Annotated in this window: 15 protein-coding genes; 5 read left to right on the forward strand and 10 right to left on the reverse strand. The window is 61.3% G+C overall.

All coding sequences use genetic code 11. The annotated features are described in order from the left end of the window. Positions 1-220: 220 nt before the first annotated feature. A complete protein-coding gene (locus BT199_RS01395; RefSeq protein ID WP_014719326.1) occupies positions 221-667 on the reverse strand; it encodes a hypothetical protein in 447 nt (148 codons plus the stop codon). A gap of 548 nt (positions 668-1,215) precedes the next feature. Here BT199_RS01395 and BT199_RS01400 point away from each other — a divergent pair. Further along, entirely contained in the window at positions 1,216-2,151 is a 936-nt protein-coding gene (locus BT199_RS01400; protein WP_003192887.1) for a chemotaxis protein CheV, read from the forward strand. A 38-nt stretch (positions 2,152-2,189) separates the two neighbouring features. Then, entirely contained in the window at positions 2,190-2,996 is an 807-nt protein-coding gene (locus BT199_RS01405; RefSeq protein ID WP_014719325.1) for an MOSC domain-containing protein, read from the forward strand. A gap of 49 nt (positions 2,997-3,045) precedes the next feature. On the opposite strand, the gene BT199_RS01410 is transcribed toward BT199_RS01405, so the two are convergent. From BT199_RS01410 to BT199_RS01445, 8 genes are all read right to left on the reverse strand, one after another. Beyond that, positions 3,046-3,330, reverse strand: coding sequence for a pyrimidine/purine nucleoside phosphorylase (locus BT199_RS01410; RefSeq protein WP_072433708.1), 285 nt, complete (start codon positions 3,328-3,330; stop codon positions 3,046-3,048). A 198-nt stretch (positions 3,331-3,528) separates the two neighbouring features. Then, on the reverse strand, positions 3,529-4,071 hold the full coding sequence (locus BT199_RS01415; protein WP_014719323.1) for a 3'-5' exonuclease: 543 nt from the start codon (positions 4,069-4,071) through the stop codon (positions 3,529-3,531). A 74-nt stretch (positions 4,072-4,145) separates the two neighbouring features. After that, positions 4,146-6,029, reverse strand: a complete 1,884-nt coding sequence (locus BT199_RS01420; RefSeq protein ID WP_072433709.1) for an acetyl-CoA carboxylase biotin carboxylase subunit — start codon at positions 6,027-6,029, stop codon at positions 4,146-4,148. Between the two features lie 111 nt (positions 6,030-6,140). Continuing rightward, positions 6,141-6,902 (reverse strand): enoyl-CoA hydratase-related protein, encoded by a 762-nt coding sequence (locus tag BT199_RS01425; protein ID WP_072433710.1) that lies wholly within the window; start codon positions 6,900-6,902, stop codon positions 6,141-6,143. Beyond that, entirely contained in the window at positions 6,899-8,056 is a 1,158-nt protein-coding gene (gene atuD, locus BT199_RS01430; protein WP_038451036.1) for a citronellyl-CoA dehydrogenase, read from the reverse strand. Before atuD ends, BT199_RS01425 begins: the two co-directional genes overlap by 4 nt. Positions 8,057-8,149: 93 nt before the next feature. Further along, entirely contained in the window at positions 8,150-9,763 is a 1,614-nt protein-coding gene (gene atuC, locus BT199_RS01435) for a geranyl-CoA carboxylase subunit beta (RefSeq protein WP_072433711.1), read from the reverse strand. Positions 9,764-9,767: 4 nt separating this feature from the next. Continuing rightward, the gene (locus BT199_RS01440) at positions 9,768-10,640 is read right to left on the reverse strand and encodes an SDR family oxidoreductase (protein WP_072433712.1); all 873 of its coding nucleotides are present in this window, start codon (positions 10,638-10,640) and stop codon (positions 9,768-9,770) included. Between the two features lie 12 nt (positions 10,641-10,652). Next, positions 10,653-12,431, reverse strand: coding sequence for an acyclic terpene utilization AtuA family protein (locus tag BT199_RS01445; protein WP_072433713.1), 1,779 nt, complete (start codon positions 12,429-12,431; stop codon positions 10,653-10,655). A 153-nt stretch (positions 12,432-12,584) separates the two neighbouring features. Here BT199_RS01445 and BT199_RS01450 point away from each other — a divergent pair, with 153 nt between their 5' ends. Together BT199_RS01450 and BT199_RS01455 are read left to right on the forward strand one after the other, a co-directional pair. After that, a complete protein-coding gene (locus BT199_RS01450; RefSeq protein WP_072433714.1) occupies positions 12,585-13,208 on the forward strand; it encodes a TetR/AcrR family transcriptional regulator in 624 nt (207 codons plus the stop codon). Positions 13,209-13,300: 92 nt separating this feature from the next. Continuing rightward, positions 13,301-14,089, forward strand: a complete 789-nt coding sequence (locus tag BT199_RS01455; protein ID WP_072433715.1) for a substrate-binding periplasmic protein — start codon at positions 13,301-13,303, stop codon at positions 14,087-14,089. A 433-nt stretch (positions 14,090-14,522) separates the two neighbouring features. Here BT199_RS01455 and BT199_RS01460 read toward each other — a convergent pair whose 3' ends face one another. After that, positions 14,523-15,074 (reverse strand): RNA polymerase factor sigma-70, encoded by a 552-nt coding sequence (locus tag BT199_RS01460; protein WP_032904207.1) that lies wholly within the window; start codon positions 15,072-15,074, stop codon positions 14,523-14,525. Between the two features lie 301 nt (positions 15,075-15,375). Here BT199_RS01460 and BT199_RS01465 point away from each other — a divergent pair, with 301 nt between their 5' ends. Then, entirely contained in the window at positions 15,376-16,128 is a 753-nt protein-coding gene (locus BT199_RS01465; protein WP_072433716.1) for a thioesterase II family protein, read from the forward strand. The last annotated feature ends 36 nt before the right edge of the window (positions 16,129-16,164 follow it).

Genomic DNA, 16,164 nt, shown 5'->3' on the forward strand with positions numbered 1-16,164 from the left:
TTGACCGGGCTCTGTTTGGAGTGCGCTGCCAAATCGTTTTTAAGCCTGTTGAAGTTAAATCACTTCGGGGGGTGCATAGTAACACCCCTATTAGCGTTGGTCGTCTGATTGGGTTTATGGCCCACGCGAATACTCTGGGCAGGCACCCCAGAGTTCAACATGGAAAGTTGTATTAACAAAGTTGGTTTGTATCGTTATTGCATTGATAGCTAATTGATATTTATTGTGCGCGCCGATCATGCTGCGGAGTGTATTGGGGGGCTTTTTGCGGGATCTGCAAGCTGACCGCCTCAATCAGCGACGATTGCTCTTCTTCATCCAGACTAAGCTTGCCAGTACGGATATCGATCAGTTCCAGTTGCCAGGCCAGTAGCGTCAAGCAGTCATGCAAGGCATGCAGCGCCTGGTCATGCAATTGCACCGGGCTCACGGCATTGGCAATCAAGTATTGAATCTGCCGAGAGAACTCGCTAATGGCCTGCAATGCGAGACAGTCTGCGCTCTCGGCGAGCTTGTTCAGGCTGGCTTTCATGCAGTCGATAGCGTCACTGTCGTTTCGAATCAAATGCAGGTGGTTCAAGCACTCTTCTGACCTGATCAGCAGCTTTTCAGCCTCGTGCAGGAACTCGGGAAGTGCAGATTGCCACTCGTTACCGTCGTTCATCATGCAGGTCTCCGCAACGTAGGGTCGGATGATGAGATGTCGCACCGGGTGAATGACGTAAAACTAGCGCTGAAATACGGCTCGGACTTGTAGGTCGATTCTGATAATCCAGTAGGACGTTTAGCGAAGTGCTCACGAAAGTCGTATGTAGCCCCGGTTGTACGGGATGACACGACTTCAGTTGCCGATACGTGAGTGCCTGAAAGGCCCGTGGGCCAAGGGCTGGGGATGGCAAACAAAAGCCTGACTCCATTCATGCAATGAGAATGGCGTCACATTAATGGCTATTAGATATCGCGAATATCAGGTTGGGCCTGATTGCGCATAGGGGAATCCCCTATGTGGTGGAACTGCACGTCAATTCGACTGTCGCGCAAGGCGGCTTGAAAGAGCATCAGGGGCCTAGGCAGTAAAGCATGATGTCAGTGTGACATCAATGGATTTACATGGCATTTTATTCGGGTCAAGGTCCGGCGCTTGCCGCCGATAACGTGCTTATACAGTTGCACACCCTTTCAACGCGCCTGCGGCGTGTACACCAGGAGCTTTTAATGGCCGGCATTCTCGACACGGTAGATCAACGCACGCAATTGGTGGGTGAGAATCGCCTGGAAATTCTCATGTTCCGCCTCTTCGGACGGCAGTTGTTCGCGATCAACGTGTTCAAAGTGCAGGAAGTGCTGCAGTTGCCCAAGCTGACCCTGATGCCCCAGCGCCACCCGTTCGTGTGCGGGGTGGTCAACCTGCGTGGCCAGACCCTGCCGGTGATCGACCTGTCCCAGGCCATCGGTATGCGGCCTCTGGTGCCGGGCCCCAACAGCACCATTATCGTCACCGAGTACAACCGCTCGGTGCAGGCGTTCCTGGTGGGCGGCGTCGACCGCATCGTCAACATGAACTGGGAAGCCATCCTGCCGCCGCCGACCAGCGCCGGTCGCCAGCACTACCTCACCGCCATCAGCAAGGTCGATGAGCAACTGGTGGAAATCATCGACGTGGAAAAAGTCCTCGCCGAGATCGTGCCCTACAACGCCAAGGTCTCCCGGGACAAACTTGAAGACCCGGTGCTGGAGCGTGCCCGTGGCCGCGAAGTGCTGCTGGTGGATGACTCCAACGTGGCGTTGTCGCAGCTGCGTGACACCCTGGGCCAGTTGGGTGTGAAGATGCACATTGCCAGCGACGGCCTCAAGGCACTGAACATGCTCAAGGCCTGGGCTGACAGTGGCCAGGTCATGACCGACAAACTGCTGATGATCTTTACCGACGCTGAAATGCCCGAGATGGATGGCTACCGCCTCACCACCGAGATCCGCAACGACCCACGCCTGCGCGGTCTGTACGTGGTGATGCACACCTCGCTGTCGGGCAGCTTCAATGATTCGATGGTCAAGAAGGTCGGCTGCGACAATTTCCTCTCCAAATTCCAGCCGGACAAGCTGGTGGACGTGGTGCGCCAGCGACTGATGTTGGACGAAATGCCCGCCTGACTTTAGGATGACACTTTGTTTCCTAGGAAGGCAGGCCCATGCTGCGTCTCAGCGCGTTGTACCGTTACCCCTTGAAGTCCGGCAAGGCCGAAACTTTGCAGCAGATTGGGCTGGATAAACTCGGGTTGGACGGGGATCGACGCTGGATGCTGGTGGATGAAGCCAGCGGGCGGTTCCTGACGCAGCGGGCCGTGGCGAAGATGAGCCAGCTCTCGGCGTTATGGAACAGCAGCGGGGGCCTCACCCTGAGCTCGCCGGGCTACGCGCCGCTGGATGTAGCGTTGCCGGGCAGCGCCAGCGAACTGCGCGGTGTGACCATTTGGCGTGACACTCTGCGCGTGCCGGATGCTGGCGATGAGGCCGCGGCCTGGGTCAGCGCGTTCATTGGCAAGCCGACGCGCCTGGTGCAACTGCCCCTGGAACGTGCGCGCACCACCGAAGCCGGTTATGGCAAGGATGACGACAAGGTCGGCTTCGCTGACGGCTACCCGTTGCTGTTGATCGGCCAGGGCTCCCTCGACGACTTGTGTGTAAAGATCGGCCGCCCGATGGAGATGCTGCGTTTTCGTCCCAACCTGGTCATCGAAGGCGCCGAGGCCTTCGCCGAAGACGGCTGGAAGCGCTTGCGCATCGGCGATATGGAGTTTCGGGTGGTCAAGCCGTGTTCGCGGTGCATCCTCACCACCATCGACCCCCAGACCGGTGAGCGCAGCCCCGATCGCGAGCCCTTCACGACACTGGAAACCTACCGCAAGACCGAAAAGGGCGCGATGTTCGGCCAGAACCTGGTCAACGATGGCATCGGGCGCCTGGAAGTCGGCATGCCGGTAACGGTGTTGGAATAAAAAAAGCCCGTCTGGTGGGAGACGGGCTTTTTTGTGTGCCGGGTACCGCTTAGCCGCGGTATTCACACAGGTAGGCGGTGTCCACCGCAACCTTCAATTTGAACTTGCTGTTGGCCGGTACGTGGAACTGGCTGCCGGCAGCGAAGGTTTCCCAGTCGCTGCTATCAGGCAGCTTCACGGTCAGGGCGCCGGAGACCACGTGCATGATTTCACGTTGGGCGGTGCCGAATTCGTATTCACCCGGAGCCATCACGCCGATGGTCGCCGGCCCTTCTGCGGTGCCGAAAGCGATCGACTTGACGGTGCCGTCGAAGTACTCGTTGACTTTGAACATGGGTGAATCCTCGGAAAAAGGTCAAGACTTACGCCAACCACTGTAGGAGCCAGCTTGCTCGCGAAAAACCTGAGAACACCGCGTTAAAGCTGAGGCGCTGCGTTATCGTTGGCGACCTTCGCGAGCAAGCTCGCTCCTACAGGTGGGCAGCATCAACGGAAATTGGCTGGCCAGTATGCCCAAGGCTGCAAGCGCTGCCTAGACCGGCAAAATCAGTGGCAGCAGGCGCGCGGTGTTGCGTGCATCCTCCAGGGCGCGATGCTGCTGGCCATTGAACTGCATTCCGGCCAATTGCAGCGCACCATTGAGCCCCAGCGGCTTGTCCAGGCGCCGGGCCTTGGCAAAGCGTTGCTTGAGGTTCACATGCGGCGTGTCGCCCAAGGCGCTGGAGAGGCCATGGCGCTGCCACTCCAGCTCAAGCTGCACGCGATCATAGTCACCCCAGCTGGCCCAGCCTTCCAGGCGTGGCTGATGTTGGCCCAGCCAGCGCTCGAACAGCGGCCACACCTCGGTGATCGGCGCGGCCATGTCGATATTGGCCTGGGTGATATGGGTGAGTTTGCGGCAAAAGGGTGTCAGCAATGGCCGGCGCAAGGGCCGCACAAAGCGCTGGAAGTGGTCCAGTTCGCGGCCCTGGCGGTTGACCAGGCTGGCACCGATCTCGATGACTTCCATCTCCGTCACGGGCCAGCCGCCGTCATCCGTTGTGGCTTCAAGGTCAATAATCAGCCAATGAGGCATGTGCAGGTTCCCGTACTCGTCCCTTCCTGATGGGGATAGAGCGTAGCCCGGCCCTGTAGTTCCGCCTAGGGGCGTTATTCGATCTCCAGCAAAACCTGACGGTTGCGCACCTGATCGCCCGTCATGACGCGCATCTCCTTGACGGTGCCATCGATGCCGGCCTTCAACGGGTGCTCCATTTTCATCGCTTCGAGCACCAGCAACAGTTGGCCTTTGCTGACGGCCTCACCGACGCACACCCGTATATTGACGATGGCGCCGTCCATGGGCGCCTGGACCGTACCGCTGCTGGCGTCGGCCTGGCGGCTGGCGACTTGCTGGGTGCGGTCGGTGACGGTCAGCCCTGGCAGCCATAGCCGGTTGCCGTCCAGGTGATAGGCGATGCGGCGGCGGATACCTTTGATGACCAGGCTGGCGTGGCGGCCGTCGGTGGTGAGTTGCAGGTCGTCAACGCTGACACTGTGGAGTTGGCCGTTGACCTCCAGGCGGTACGTGGCGGGGACACTCGCCGTGTTGCGCCAGCGCGCGAGTGTTTGGGGGTGCTGGTTGGCGCTGTGTTGATAAAACAGCGCGGCGGCCAGCGAGAGCTGTTCAGCGGTCGCCGTCTGCTGTGAGATGACGCTGAAGTGTTCGGCGATCAAGCCCGTGCTGAAGTCGCCGTTGATAAAGTCCGGGTGCTTGAGCAGGTCGATGAGCAAGCGCTGATTGGTCGCTACCCCCAGTAATACACTGTCTTCCACGGCCCGCAGCAGTTTTCGCCGGGCTTCTTCGCGGCTGGCGCCGTGGGCGATGATCTTGCCCAGCATTGGGTCGTAGAACGGGCTGACGGTTTGGCCTTCAAGCAATCCATGGTCGATGCGTACGCCGGGGGCTGGTTCCCAACGCAACACGTCACCGGTTTGCGGCAGGAAACCCTGGGCCGGGTCTTCGGCGTACAGGCGCACTTCCATGGCGTGGCCGGTCAGGGTCACCTGTGATTGGGTGAGTGGCAGCGGTTGGCCGGCGGCGATCTGCAACTGCCAGTCCACCAGGTCGAGGCCGGTAATCATCTCGGTGACGGGGTGTTCGACTTGCAGGCGCGTGTTCATTTCCAGGAAATAAAACTGGCCGTTGCGGTCGAGCAGAAACTCCACGGTGCCGGCACCTACATAGTTCACCGCCCGCCCGGCCTTGAGCGCGGCTTCGCCCATGGCCTGGCGCAGATCGGCCGTCATCACGGAGCAGGGCGCTTCTTCAATGACTTTCTGATGGCGGCGCTGGATCGAACAGTCGCGCTCGCCGAGGTAGATGAGGTTGCCATGGCTGTCGCCGAACAGTTGCACTTCCACGTGGCGCGGGTCGATCAGCGCCTGTTCGAGGATCAGCTCGTCGCTGCCGAACGCATTCATGGCTTCCGAGCGTGCGGTGCGCAGTTGCTCCAGCAGCTGTTCGCGCTGATGCACCAGGCGCATGCCACGCCCACCGCCACCGGCGCTGGCCTTGATCATCAGTGGGAAGCCGATGCGTTCGGCTTCCTGTTGCAGGGTGGCATCGTCCTGGGCACTGCCTTGGTAGCCGGCGATGCAAGGTACGCCGGCGTCGAGCATGGCGAGTTTAGCCAGGCGTTTGCTGCCCATCAGTTCGATCGCCTCGACGCTGGGGCCGATGAAGGTGAGAGTGGCCTGCTGGCAGGCGCGGGCGAAGTCGGGGTTTTCCGAGAGGAAACCGTAGCCGGGGTGAATGGCGTCGGCGCCGGTCAGCTGGGCGGCGGCGAGGATGGCCTCTGTGTTCAGGTAGGACTGGTGGACGGGCGCCGGGCCGATGTGTACGGCTTCATCGGCCATCTGCACGTGCAGGGCGTCGGTATCCGCGTCGCTGTACACGGCCACGGTGCGGTAGCCGAGGGCCTGGGCAGTGCGCTGGATGCGGCAGGCGATTTCGCCGCGGTTGGCGATCAGGATCTTGCTGAATGCGGGCATTGGGTTATCCCTTGGCTGATGGGGTGTTTGTTCTGGCCTCTTCGCGAGCAAGCCCGCTCCCACAGGTTGGAATGCATTTCAAATGTGGGAGCGGGCTTGCTCGCGAAGGCGTCATTTGCACCAACTCGGCTTTCGCTTCTGCACAAACGCCTGCGTCCCCTCAACCCCTTCCTCACTCCTCACCGCCTCGGCAAACCACTGCGCCCCGCGATCCAGCACGGTCTCAAGGGGCTCATCCACACTGGCCAACAACAAGGCTTTGGTTCGCGCATTTGCCCCCGGCGCGCACTGCAACACCTGCCCCAAGACCTCATCCACCCGCTGCGCCAATGCCTGGGCGTCGTGCTCGACAAAATGCACCACACCCAGCCGCCCAGCCTCCACCCCATCAAACCGCGCCGCCGTCAGCGCCAGGCGCCGCGTGTGAGTAAGGCCAATACGCTTGACTACAAAGGGCGCAATCTGCGCCGGCAATAAGCCCAGGCGGGTTTCCGGCAAGCCGAATTGCGCCTGGCCCTGTGCAATCGCAATATCACTCACGCACGCCAGCCCGACCCCACCGCCCAGCACCGCGCCTTGCAGCACCACGATCACCACCTGCGCCAGCGCCTCCACCTCTTGCAGCAAGGTCCCAAACGCGCGGTTCAACGCTTGCAGTTGATCCCCCGCGCCGACCAGATCCTTCACATCGGCCCCCGCGCAAAAATGCCCGCCCGCGCCGCTGATCACCACGGCGCGCACCTGGCTGTCCAACTGCGCCAGTACCGTACGTAGCTCCTTGACCATTTCAAGGCTCATCGCATTGCGGCATTCAGGCCGGTTGAGGGTGACGTGGAGCACGCCGTTGTGGGCTTCGAGCAGCAAGGTGTTCATGGCTTTTTACCGGGCAGGGTGCCCATCAGTTTGCAGATGATGCCCAGCATGATTTCGTCGGCACCGCCGCCAATCGACACCAGGCGCACGTCGCGATAGGCGCGGGCCACCGGGTTGTCCCACATGAAGCCCATGCCGCCCCAATATTGCAGGCAACTGTCGCTGACCTCACGGCCCAGGCGCCCGGCCTTGAGCTTGGCCATGGAGGCCAGCCGCGTGACGTCCTGGCCTTTGATGTATTGCTCGGTGGCCTGGTAGACCAAGGCGCGCAGGCATTCGATTTCGGTGGCCAGTTCCGCCAGGCGAAAGTGGATCACCTGGTTGTCGATCAACGCCTTGCCGAAGGTCTGGCGCTCCTTGCAGTATTCGATGGTGCTGTCGATGCAGTACTCCAGGCCCTTGATCATATTGGCCGCGCCAAACAGGCGTTCCTCCTGGAACTGCAACATCTGCATCATGAAGCCCGCGCCTTCGTGGCCGATGCGGTTGCGTTGCGGCACGCGCACGTCGTCGAAAAACACCTGGGCGGTCTCGGAGCTGTGCATGCCGAGTTTTTCCAACGGCGGGCTGACGCTGATGCCGGGGCTGTTCATCGGCACCATGATCAGGGATTTGTTGATATGCGGCTTGTCGTCCGAGGTGTTGGCGAGCAGGCAGATGAAGTCGGCGCTGGGCGAATTGGTGATCCACATCTTGCTGCCATTGATCACATAGTCGTCGCCATCCTTGCGCGCATGGGTCTTGAGCCCGGCCACGTCGGAGCCGGCACCGGTTTCCGAGACACCGATGCAGCCGACCTGTTCGCCGCTGATGGCCGGGCGCAGGAACTCTTCGCGCAGTTCATCGGAGCCGAAGCGCGCCAGGGCCGGGGTGCACATATCGGTCTGCACACCAATGGACATGGGGATGCCGCCGCAGCGGATGGTGCCGAACTCTTCGGCGGCGATGATGGAATAGCTGTAGTCCAGGCCCATGCCGCCGAATTTTTCCGGTTTGGAAATGCCCAGCAGGCCGAGGTCGCCGGCCTTGCGGAAGATCTCGTGAATGGGAAAGCGTCCGGCTTTTTCCCATTCATCCACGTGCGGGTTGATCTCGCGGTCGACGAAGGCGCGCACGGTGCGGCGCAGTTCCTGGTGTTCCTGGGTGAAGATCATTTTTATTGTTCTCCCTGTTGGGACGCGGAGCGTCCTGGTTTGCATTCCCACGCGGAGCGTGGGAACGATCACCCACGTGGAGCGTGGGAACGATCAGCGCGCTACGCCGAAGGTGTTCGGTTGCAGTTGCCGCAGTTCGGCTTCGTGACAGATATCCAGCAAAAAACCGAGCAAGGTGCGGGTGTCCCGTGGATCAATCAGCCCGTCGTCCCACAGGTTGGCGCTGCCGTAGAGGGCGGTGGACTGGCTGTCGAGCTTCTGCGCGGTGACCTGTTCGAGCATGTCGAGCACCTTGGGGTCGGGCACCAGGCCATCCTTGAGTTGCTTGGCCTCGGTGACAATGCGCAGCACCTTACCGGCCTGTGCGCCGCCCATCACTGCCGTGCGGCTGTTGGGCCAGGCGAAGATAAAGCGCGGGTCCAGGCCGCGGCCGCACATTGCGTAGTTGCCGGCACCGTAGGAGCCACCGACCACGATGGTGAGTTTAGGCACCCGGGCATTGGCCACCGCCTGGATCATCTTCGCGCCGTGCTTGATTACCCCTTGCTGTTCCGACTCGGTGCCCACCATGAAGCCGGTGGTGTTGTGCAAAAACAGCAGCGGCGTGCGGCTTTGGTCGCACAGCTGGATAAACTGCGCGGCTTTGCTCGCGCCCTTCGGCGTGATGGGGCCGTTATTGCCGATCACTCCCACGGCGCGCCCCTGGATATGCAGATGGGCACAGACGGTGTGGGGGTCGAACTCGCCCTTGAATTCCAGCAGGTTGGAACCGTCAGCCAGGCGCGCCAGGATCTCGCGCACGTCGTAGGGTTTTTTCGGGTCATCGGGGATCAGCCCCAACAGCTCTTCAATCGGATACAGCGGTTCGCGATAAGCGCGTTGTGGTGCGTGCGGCAAGCGATCATTCCAGGGCAGCAGGCCCACAATTTCACGCACGATGCGCACGCCGTCGGCATCGTCTTGGGCCAGGTACTCAGCGGTGCCGGCGGTTTGCGCGTGCATCTGCGCACCCCCCAGTTCTTCATCGGTGGCGACTTCGCCAGTGGCGGCCTTGAGCAACGGTGGCCCGGCGAGGAACAGCTTGGCCTTGCCGCGCACCACCACCACGTAATCCGACAGGCCCGGCTGATACGCACCGCCGGCCGTGGCCGAGCCGTGCACCACGGTAACCTGCGGCAAGCCCATGGCGGACATGCGGGCCTGGTTGGCAAAGCTGCGCGCGCCTTCGACGAAAATCTCGGCGGCATAGTTGAGGTTGGCGCCACCGCTTTCGGCGAGGGTCACCACCGGCAGTTTGTTTTCCATGGCGATCTGTTGCAGGCGCAGGGATTTCTTCAGCCCGGAAGGGGAAATGGTGCCGCCCTTGATCGCGCTGTTGTTGGCCACCACCAGCATGCGCACGCCGCTGACATAGCCGATGCCGGCGATCAGCCCGCCACCGGCGGCGCTGCCGTCCTTGTCGTCGTGGAGTTTGTAGCCGGCCAGGCTGGCCAGCTCCAGGAACGGCGCGCCGGGGTCCAGCAGCAGGTTGAGGCGCTCACGGGGCAGCAATTGGCCGCGCTTGTCGAACTTGGGCTTGGCTTCCTGGGCCTTGGCCAGCAGGGCGTGTTCCAGTTGGCGCAGTTGGGCGATGGACGCCAGCATGGCTTCACGGTTTTGCGCGAATGCTGGGCTGTCAGGGTCGATCAGGGTTTCAATGACTGGCATGGCGTTATTGCTCCGCCTTGAGCACATCCGGCAGATAAGCGCGATGGAACCCATTGAACGGCTCGCTTGGCGCCTGCGCCTTGTGCAGCGGCCATGCGCGGCTGCCCAGGCTCGCGGCGCCGTCGATGCGCAGGGTGCTACCGCTGATAAAGGCCGCAGCCGGGCTGAGCAGGAAGACGATGGCCGCGCTGACTTCCGACTCGGTGCCGATGCGCTTGAGCGGCACATGCTCACGCAGGGTGGGAATCACCGCCTTGAACGCGCCTTCGTAGGTGTCCATGCCGCTGGAGGCAATCCAGCCAGGCGCCACGGCGTTGACGCGCACCCCGGCATAGCCCCACTCAAACGCGGCGGTCTTGGTGAAGTTGTCCATGCCGGAGCGCGCCGCGCCGGAGTGGCCCATGCCGGGCATGCCGCCCCACATGTCGGCGAGCATGTTGACGATCGCGCCACCGTGCTTGCTCATCGACTGGTTGAACACTTCCCGCGCCATCAGGAAACCGCCCACCAGGTTGGTGCGCAGTACGGTTTCAAAGCCCTTCTGATTGATCGCCGCCAGTGGCGACGGGTATTGGCCGCCCGCGTTATTCACCAGGCCATGGATGGGGCCGTGGTCGTGCAGGATCTGCGTGACCAGCGCTTTCACCGCCTCTTCCTCACGAATGTCACAGGCATGCCAATGGGCCATGCCGCCATCTTCAGCAATTTCCGCCGCGACCTTCTGCAGTTTTTCTGGCTTGCGCCCCACCAGGATCACGCAGGCACCAAGGGCCGCCAGCTCATGGGCGGTGCAGCGGCCAATGCCACTGCCGCCTCCGGTGACAATCACGGTTTGCCCCTTGAACAGGTCGGCTTTGAAGATCGAGTCGAAGGCCACGGCGACGGTCCTTTAGGTGAGTTGGTCGGCAATGTGTTGCGGCACGGCGATGGGGATTTCCAGCAGTTGCTGAGCGAAGGCTTTGCCTTGCGGGTCGATGCGCAGGCTGGCGATACCGCCGCCGCCCAGGGCATTCTCCAGCAGGAAATTCAGGCTGTGGCTGCCGGGCAAATACCAGCGTTCGACGCGGCCATGGATCGGGTCGAGCACGTGGTCCATCCAGTCGACGATTACCTCCGGGGTCAGGGCTTCGGCGATCCACGGCAGGTAGTCAGGGTGGCGAGCGATCACGCCGATATTGCTGTGGTTGCCCTTGTCACCTGAGCGCGCCACGGCGAGTTTCACCAGCGGTACGCTGGCGTCGGCACGGCCCTGGGGCTTGGCCGGCTCGATGGGCACAGCCGGAGTGAGCAGAGGCGCGGAGGCGGGCAACTCGACGGCATGACGTTGGCCTTGGTACTCGATGGCGACGTTACACCGTGATTTGTCGACCAGGAACGAAAACAGCCGAATCAGCGGATACACCGTCGGTCGCCCGCCCACAATGCCGGTCAGCCCCGGTGCCATGCCGGTTGCCGCCTGGGCGATCTCGCGGGCGAACAGCACCAGTGCCTGCTTGCTCGGGTGCCGCACCGCCAGCTTCACCACCACTTCACGGCAATCCGCACGCCGGGCGTGGGCGCCGTAGGTGGCTTCGCTGCCGAGCAGTTCGATGTTGACGTCGGTGTAGGGCGCCCAGCCGCGCTGGCTGAACAGCTCCGAAGTCTTGTTGATGAGCGCCTGGCTGACCCGCTCGGCCTTGGCCACCGCGTCGATGCCAGCGAGCAGGCAACTGGCGGTGCAGCGAAAGCCATCGGGGTAGGTGGCGCTGACCTTGTACTGGTCGGTGGGTGGCAGGCCCTTGGCGCCGTGCAGGCGCACCGCGTGTTTGCCTTGTTGCTGCAGTTTGACCTGGCTGAAATCGCAGATCACGTCCGGCAGCACATAGGCGCGCGGGTCACCGATTTCATACAGCAGTTGTTCGGCCACGCTGAGTTCGCTGATCAGCCCCCCGCTGCCTTCGACCTTGTTGACGGTGAACTGGCCGTCGGCGCTGACTTCGACGATAGGGAAGCCGATGTGTTCGTAGTCGGGCACGTCACGCCAGTCGGTGAAGTTTCCGCCGGTGCATTGGGCACCGCATTCGATGATATGCCCGGCCAGGGCGGCCTGGGCCAGGTGATCGTAGTCCTGCCATGACCAATTGAATTCATGCACCAGTGCCGCGCTGACCACTGCGCTGTCGACCACCCGGCCGGTGATGACAATATCAGCGCCGAGCCCCAGAGCCTGGGCAATGCCCGGTGCGCCGAGGTAGGCGTTGGCGGACACGCACAGAGGCGGCAGTGGGGCGCCGTTGTACAGGTCGGTGACAGGTGGCAGCTGTTTGAGTTGAGGGTGCAGGTCATCGCCGAGCAACACGGCGATTTTCAGCGGGGTGTGGGCGTTATCGCAGGCCGCTTGCAGGGCGGCGGCGCAGGCTTGGGGGTTGATACCACCGGCATTGCTGATCACCCGGATGCCCTGGCGCTGGATATCCGCCAGCAGGGGTGTCAGCACCTCGACAAAATCCGTGGCGTAACCGGCCTTGGGGTCTTTCAGGCGGGCACCGGCGAGGATCGACAGGGTGACTTCCGCCAGGTAATCGAACACCAGGTAATCCAAGGCACCGCCCTGCACCAATTGGGCGGCGGCGGTGCAGGTGTCGCCCCAGAAGGCGCTGGCGCAGCCGATACGTACCGTCTTGCTCATGAGAAATCCTTCCTCCAAGGGCTGGTGCCGAGACTACCAAGCAAGCGCTTGGTTTGTAAACTCCAGTCACAAGTTTTACCCAAGCGCTTGCTTGGGTGGCAGTCACGGCCTAAATTGCCGGCCAAGACGACAGTAGACGTGAAGGAGAGCAGCATGGATGAGCACAAAGCCCTGGGGGTGATGCGCACCATGGTCGACAGTGGCCAATTGACCGACCCCGAGAGCGCCCGCGGCAAGTTGCTGCAAACCGCGGCTCATCTGTTTCGCAACAAGGGTTTCGAGCGCACCACCGTGCGAGATCTGGCCAGCGCCGTGGGCATCCAGTCCGGCAGCATCTTTCATCACTTCAAGAGCAAGGATGAGATATTGCGTGCCGTGATGGAGGAAACCATCCATTACAACACCGCGATGATGCGCGCTTCACTGGAGGAGGCGAGCACGGTGCGCGAACGCGTGCTGGCGCTGATCCGCTGCGAGTTGCAGTCGATCATGGGCGGCAGTGGCGAGTCCATGGCGGTGCTGGTCTACGAATGGCGCTCGCTGTCGGCCGAAGGCCAGGCGCACGTGCTGGCCCTGCGTGACGTGTATGAGCAGATCTGGTTGCAGGTACTGGGCGAGGCCAAGGCCGCTGGCTACATCCGGGGCGATGTGTTTATTACCCGGCGCTTCCTCACCGGGGCCTTATCCTGGACCACCACCTGGTTTCGTGCCCAAGGCAGCCTGACCCTTGAGGAGTTGGCCGAAGAGGCCTTGTTGATGGTGCTGAAGTCGGACTGAGGCGCAAGTTATTAATTTGCTGGCGAAAGTTGTCTCCCCCAGTAAAAACGCCTAGCTTATCGGCATTGAACTCTTCAACGGTGTGTGCCTCGATGTTTTCGCCATGGCGGCTGGCTGCAGGACTTACTTTATGGGCACTGGGCACCGCCGCGTGGACGCAGGCCGGTGCCGCGCAGTTGGTGAGAGTCGGCGCGGCGCATTTTCCGCCCTATACCGTGCGCCCTGAACAAGGCGCCGACACCGGGTTGCTGCCGCAATTGGTCGAAGCGTTGAACGCTGCGCAAACCGATTACTTGTTCGTGGTGGTGCCTACCTCGATCCCCCGACGTTTTCGTGACTTCGAGCAAGGCCGGGTCGACATGGCGATCTTCGAAAACCCGTCCTGGGGTTGGCAGAATATTGCCCATACCAGTGTTGATATGGGGCTGGAAGATGCGGAAATCTTCGTTGCCCAGCGCCAACCCGGGCGTGACCAGAGCTACTTCGCCGACCTCAGCGGCAAGCGCCTGGCGGTATTCAGCGGGTATCACTATGCCTTCGCCGACTTCAATCCCGATCCCAAGAACATGGCCGAGCGTTTCAACGCGACGTTGACCTATTCCCATGACAGTAACCTGCTGATGGTTGCCCGTGGGCGTGCGGATATTGCGCTGGTTACCCGTTCGTACCTGAGTGATTTCATGGTGCGCAACGCAGACATGGCGGGGCAGTTTTTGGTGTCGGAGCGTATTGACCAGGTGTATCACCACTATGCGTTGTTGCGGCCCAAGGCACCGATCACTGGTCCGGCGTTTGCCGAACTGCTCAAGCGTCTGCGCGACAGTGGCCAGATGCTGAAGATTTTTGAGCCGTATCGTATTGATGTGACGCCGGTGCCCTGAGGTCTTTGTGAATAAATCCTTCGGGCTCAGTGGGATCAACTGTGGGAGCTGGCTTGCCTGCGATGGCGGCCTGACAGCCGACACAGATATAACTGATGCCCCGCGATCCAATGTGGGAGCTGGCTTGCCTGCGAAGACGGCCTGACAGTCAACACAGTTGGACCGTGTACATATCCATTCCTGCGGTAACGGCTACTTAGGGTTCCGCTTTTACAGCGGCCCACTTTTGAAAAGCGCAAAAGTAAGCAAAACGCTCTTGCCCCACCACTCGGCACTTCGCCTAGGCTCGGTGTGCCCGTAATCCGCCAGCGTGGTTTAACGGGGCGCCTAAGATCAAAAGCCAGATCAAGATCACAAGCAGATCAAGATCAAGAGCGGCTCGCTTCGCATCGTAGTTTCCGTGGAGCCCTTACCCACATATGTCGGCGCTGCATTAAACACGCCGCGCAAACGTATCGCTATGACTGCCCGACACCTTGCGGCAATGCACCAGCGCATCGCGAATCATAAAGTTCACCAAGGTCGGCGACACCCCAAGCTCCTTGGCGATGTCTTTTTGCGGCACGCCATGCAAGCGGTACATCTCGAACGCGTAGCGGGTACGCTGGGGCAACTGCGTCAGGGCGTCGGCGATGTTTTCCAGGGTGTTGAAATTGATGTGCGAGGTTTCCGGTGAAGCGCCGTGAATAACCACATTCAAGCCTTCCTCTTCGGTCCCGGAGTATTTGAGCTCCAGGGCCTGCTTGCGGTAATGATCGATCGCCAGGTTGCGCACGATCTGGAACAGATAACTCAGTTGGGCCTTGAACGATGAGGTGATGGTCGGCGCCGACTGCAGCCGGAAGTAGGCGTCCTGCACCACGTCTTCGGCGCGGGAGCGGCACCCGGTGATACGGGCCGCGATCTTCACCAAAATCAGTCGATTGTCGACGAACGCCTGGAGAAGGGGTGAATCGCACCTGCCTGTGGATACTTGTTCCGTCATGGAAATCACCTTGCTGCGAATAGGTTAGGGGAGGGCATCCCTGCTGAGGCCTCCTACATATCGGGCAACAAATTATGCTTAATGATAATGATTGTCAAATGAGAAGACGAACTAATCTTATGCCTTGGGCAAAGGTGTGAACCACGTCTCGCTCGCCCCCGGCGACTAATTATTTGAAGGCTCCGTCCGTTCTCATGGGTGACAGGTTCGTTAGTACAACGGCCAAGGATCAGCACCCGCAGGAGGACCAGATGGGTTTTTATCGTGCATTCAGCGTGTTTCAGTTCGGAGTCCTCGCGGGATGAGTACGTCCCTGCGGCTGCGCCTGTTTTGCCTGCCCCACTCAGGCGCCAGCGCCTCGGTCTACTCTCGCTGGCGCCGGGTGCTGCCGGACTGGCTGCAAGTGTGCCCGCTGGAATTGCCGGGACGCGGCATGCGCATGGACGAGCCATTGCAGCGCGATATCAAGGCCTTGGCCGCGCAGCTTGCTGAAGAAATCAGCCGTGATCTGGATGGCCCCTATGCCTTGTTCGGCCACAGCCTTGGCGGGCTGTTGGCGTTTGAATTGGCTCACGCTTTGAGCGCGCGCAATCTGCCTGCGCCCCTGGCGTTGTTCGCGTCCGGCACGGCGGGCCCGGCGCGTCGTGATGTGAGTGAGTACGCCGTCGAAAAGACCGATGCCCAACTGATTGCCCGCCTGCGGCAATTGCAAGGCACCGCCGAAGAAGCCCTGGCCAACCCCGAGCTGATGCAACTGATGTTGCCGATCCTGCGCGCCGATTTTCTGCTGTGCGGCAGTTTCACCTATGGGGAGCGCCAGCCCCTGGCGCTGCCGATCCATGTGTTCGGTGGCAAGCAGGACAGCGTGCGTGCCGACCAGTTGCTCGACTGGCAACTCGACGCTGCCAGTGGGTTTTCCCTGGACATGTTTGACGGCCATCACTTCTTCCTCGTGCAGCACGAAAGCGCCGTGCTGCGCTGCGTGCGTCGCTATGCCGACGAGCACTTGGCGCGCTGGCGCATTGGCGCGGCGCGGCAGCTCGCCGCCGGCTGAACCCCACCGATTTCCCGAATTTCCCGTAAGCCGATT

The organism is Pseudomonas sp. NFR02 (assembly GCF_900119375.1).
Classification (GTDB): Bacteria; Pseudomonadota; Gammaproteobacteria; order Pseudomonadales; family Pseudomonadaceae; genus Aquipseudomonas; species Aquipseudomonas paracarnis.

Bases quoted from the DNA above. Each gene is read 5' to 3' on its own strand.
- BT199_RS01395 (WP_014719326.1), bottom strand. From the start codon at position 667: ATGATGAACGACGGTAACGAGTGGCAATCTGCACTTCCCGAGTTCCTG.
- BT199_RS01400 (WP_003192887.1), top strand. From the start codon at position 1,216: ATGGCCGGCATTCTCGACACGGTAGATCAACGCACGCAATTGGTGGGT.
- BT199_RS01405 (WP_014719325.1), top strand. From the start codon at position 2,190: ATGCTGCGTCTCAGCGCGTTGTACCGTTACCCCTTGAAGTCCGGCAAG.
- BT199_RS01410 (WP_072433708.1), bottom strand. From the start codon at position 3,330: ATGTTCAAAGTCAACGAGTACTTCGACGGCACCGTCAAGTCGATCGCT.
- BT199_RS01415 (WP_014719323.1), bottom strand. From the start codon at position 4,071: ATGCCTCATTGGCTGATTATTGACCTTGAAGCCACAACGGATGACGGC.
- BT199_RS01420 (WP_072433709.1), bottom strand. From the start codon at position 6,029: ATGCCCGCATTCAGCAAGATCCTGATCGCCAACCGCGGCGAAATCGCC.
- BT199_RS01425 (WP_072433710.1), bottom strand. From the start codon at position 6,902: ATGAACACCTTGCTGCTCGAAGCCCACAACGGCGTGCTCCACGTCACC.
- atuD (WP_038451036.1), bottom strand. From the start codon at position 8,056: ATGATCTTCACCCAGGAACACCAGGAACTGCGCCGCACCGTGCGCGCC.
- atuC (WP_072433711.1), bottom strand. From the start codon at position 9,763: ATGCCAGTCATTGAAACCCTGATCGACCCTGACAGCCCAGCATTCGCG.
- BT199_RS01445 (WP_072433713.1), bottom strand. From the start codon at position 12,431: ATGAGCAAGACGGTACGTATCGGCTGCGCCAGCGCCTTCTGGGGCGAC.
- BT199_RS01450 (WP_072433714.1), top strand. From the start codon at position 12,585: ATGGATGAGCACAAAGCCCTGGGGGTGATGCGCACCATGGTCGACAGT.
- BT199_RS01455 (WP_072433715.1), top strand. From the start codon at position 13,301: ATGTTTTCGCCATGGCGGCTGGCTGCAGGACTTACTTTATGGGCACTG.
- BT199_RS01460 (WP_032904207.1), bottom strand. From the start codon at position 15,074: ATGACGGAACAAGTATCCACAGGCAGGTGCGATTCACCCCTTCTCCAG.
- BT199_RS01465 (WP_072433716.1), top strand. From the start codon at position 15,376: ATGAGTACGTCCCTGCGGCTGCGCCTGTTTTGCCTGCCCCACTCAGGC.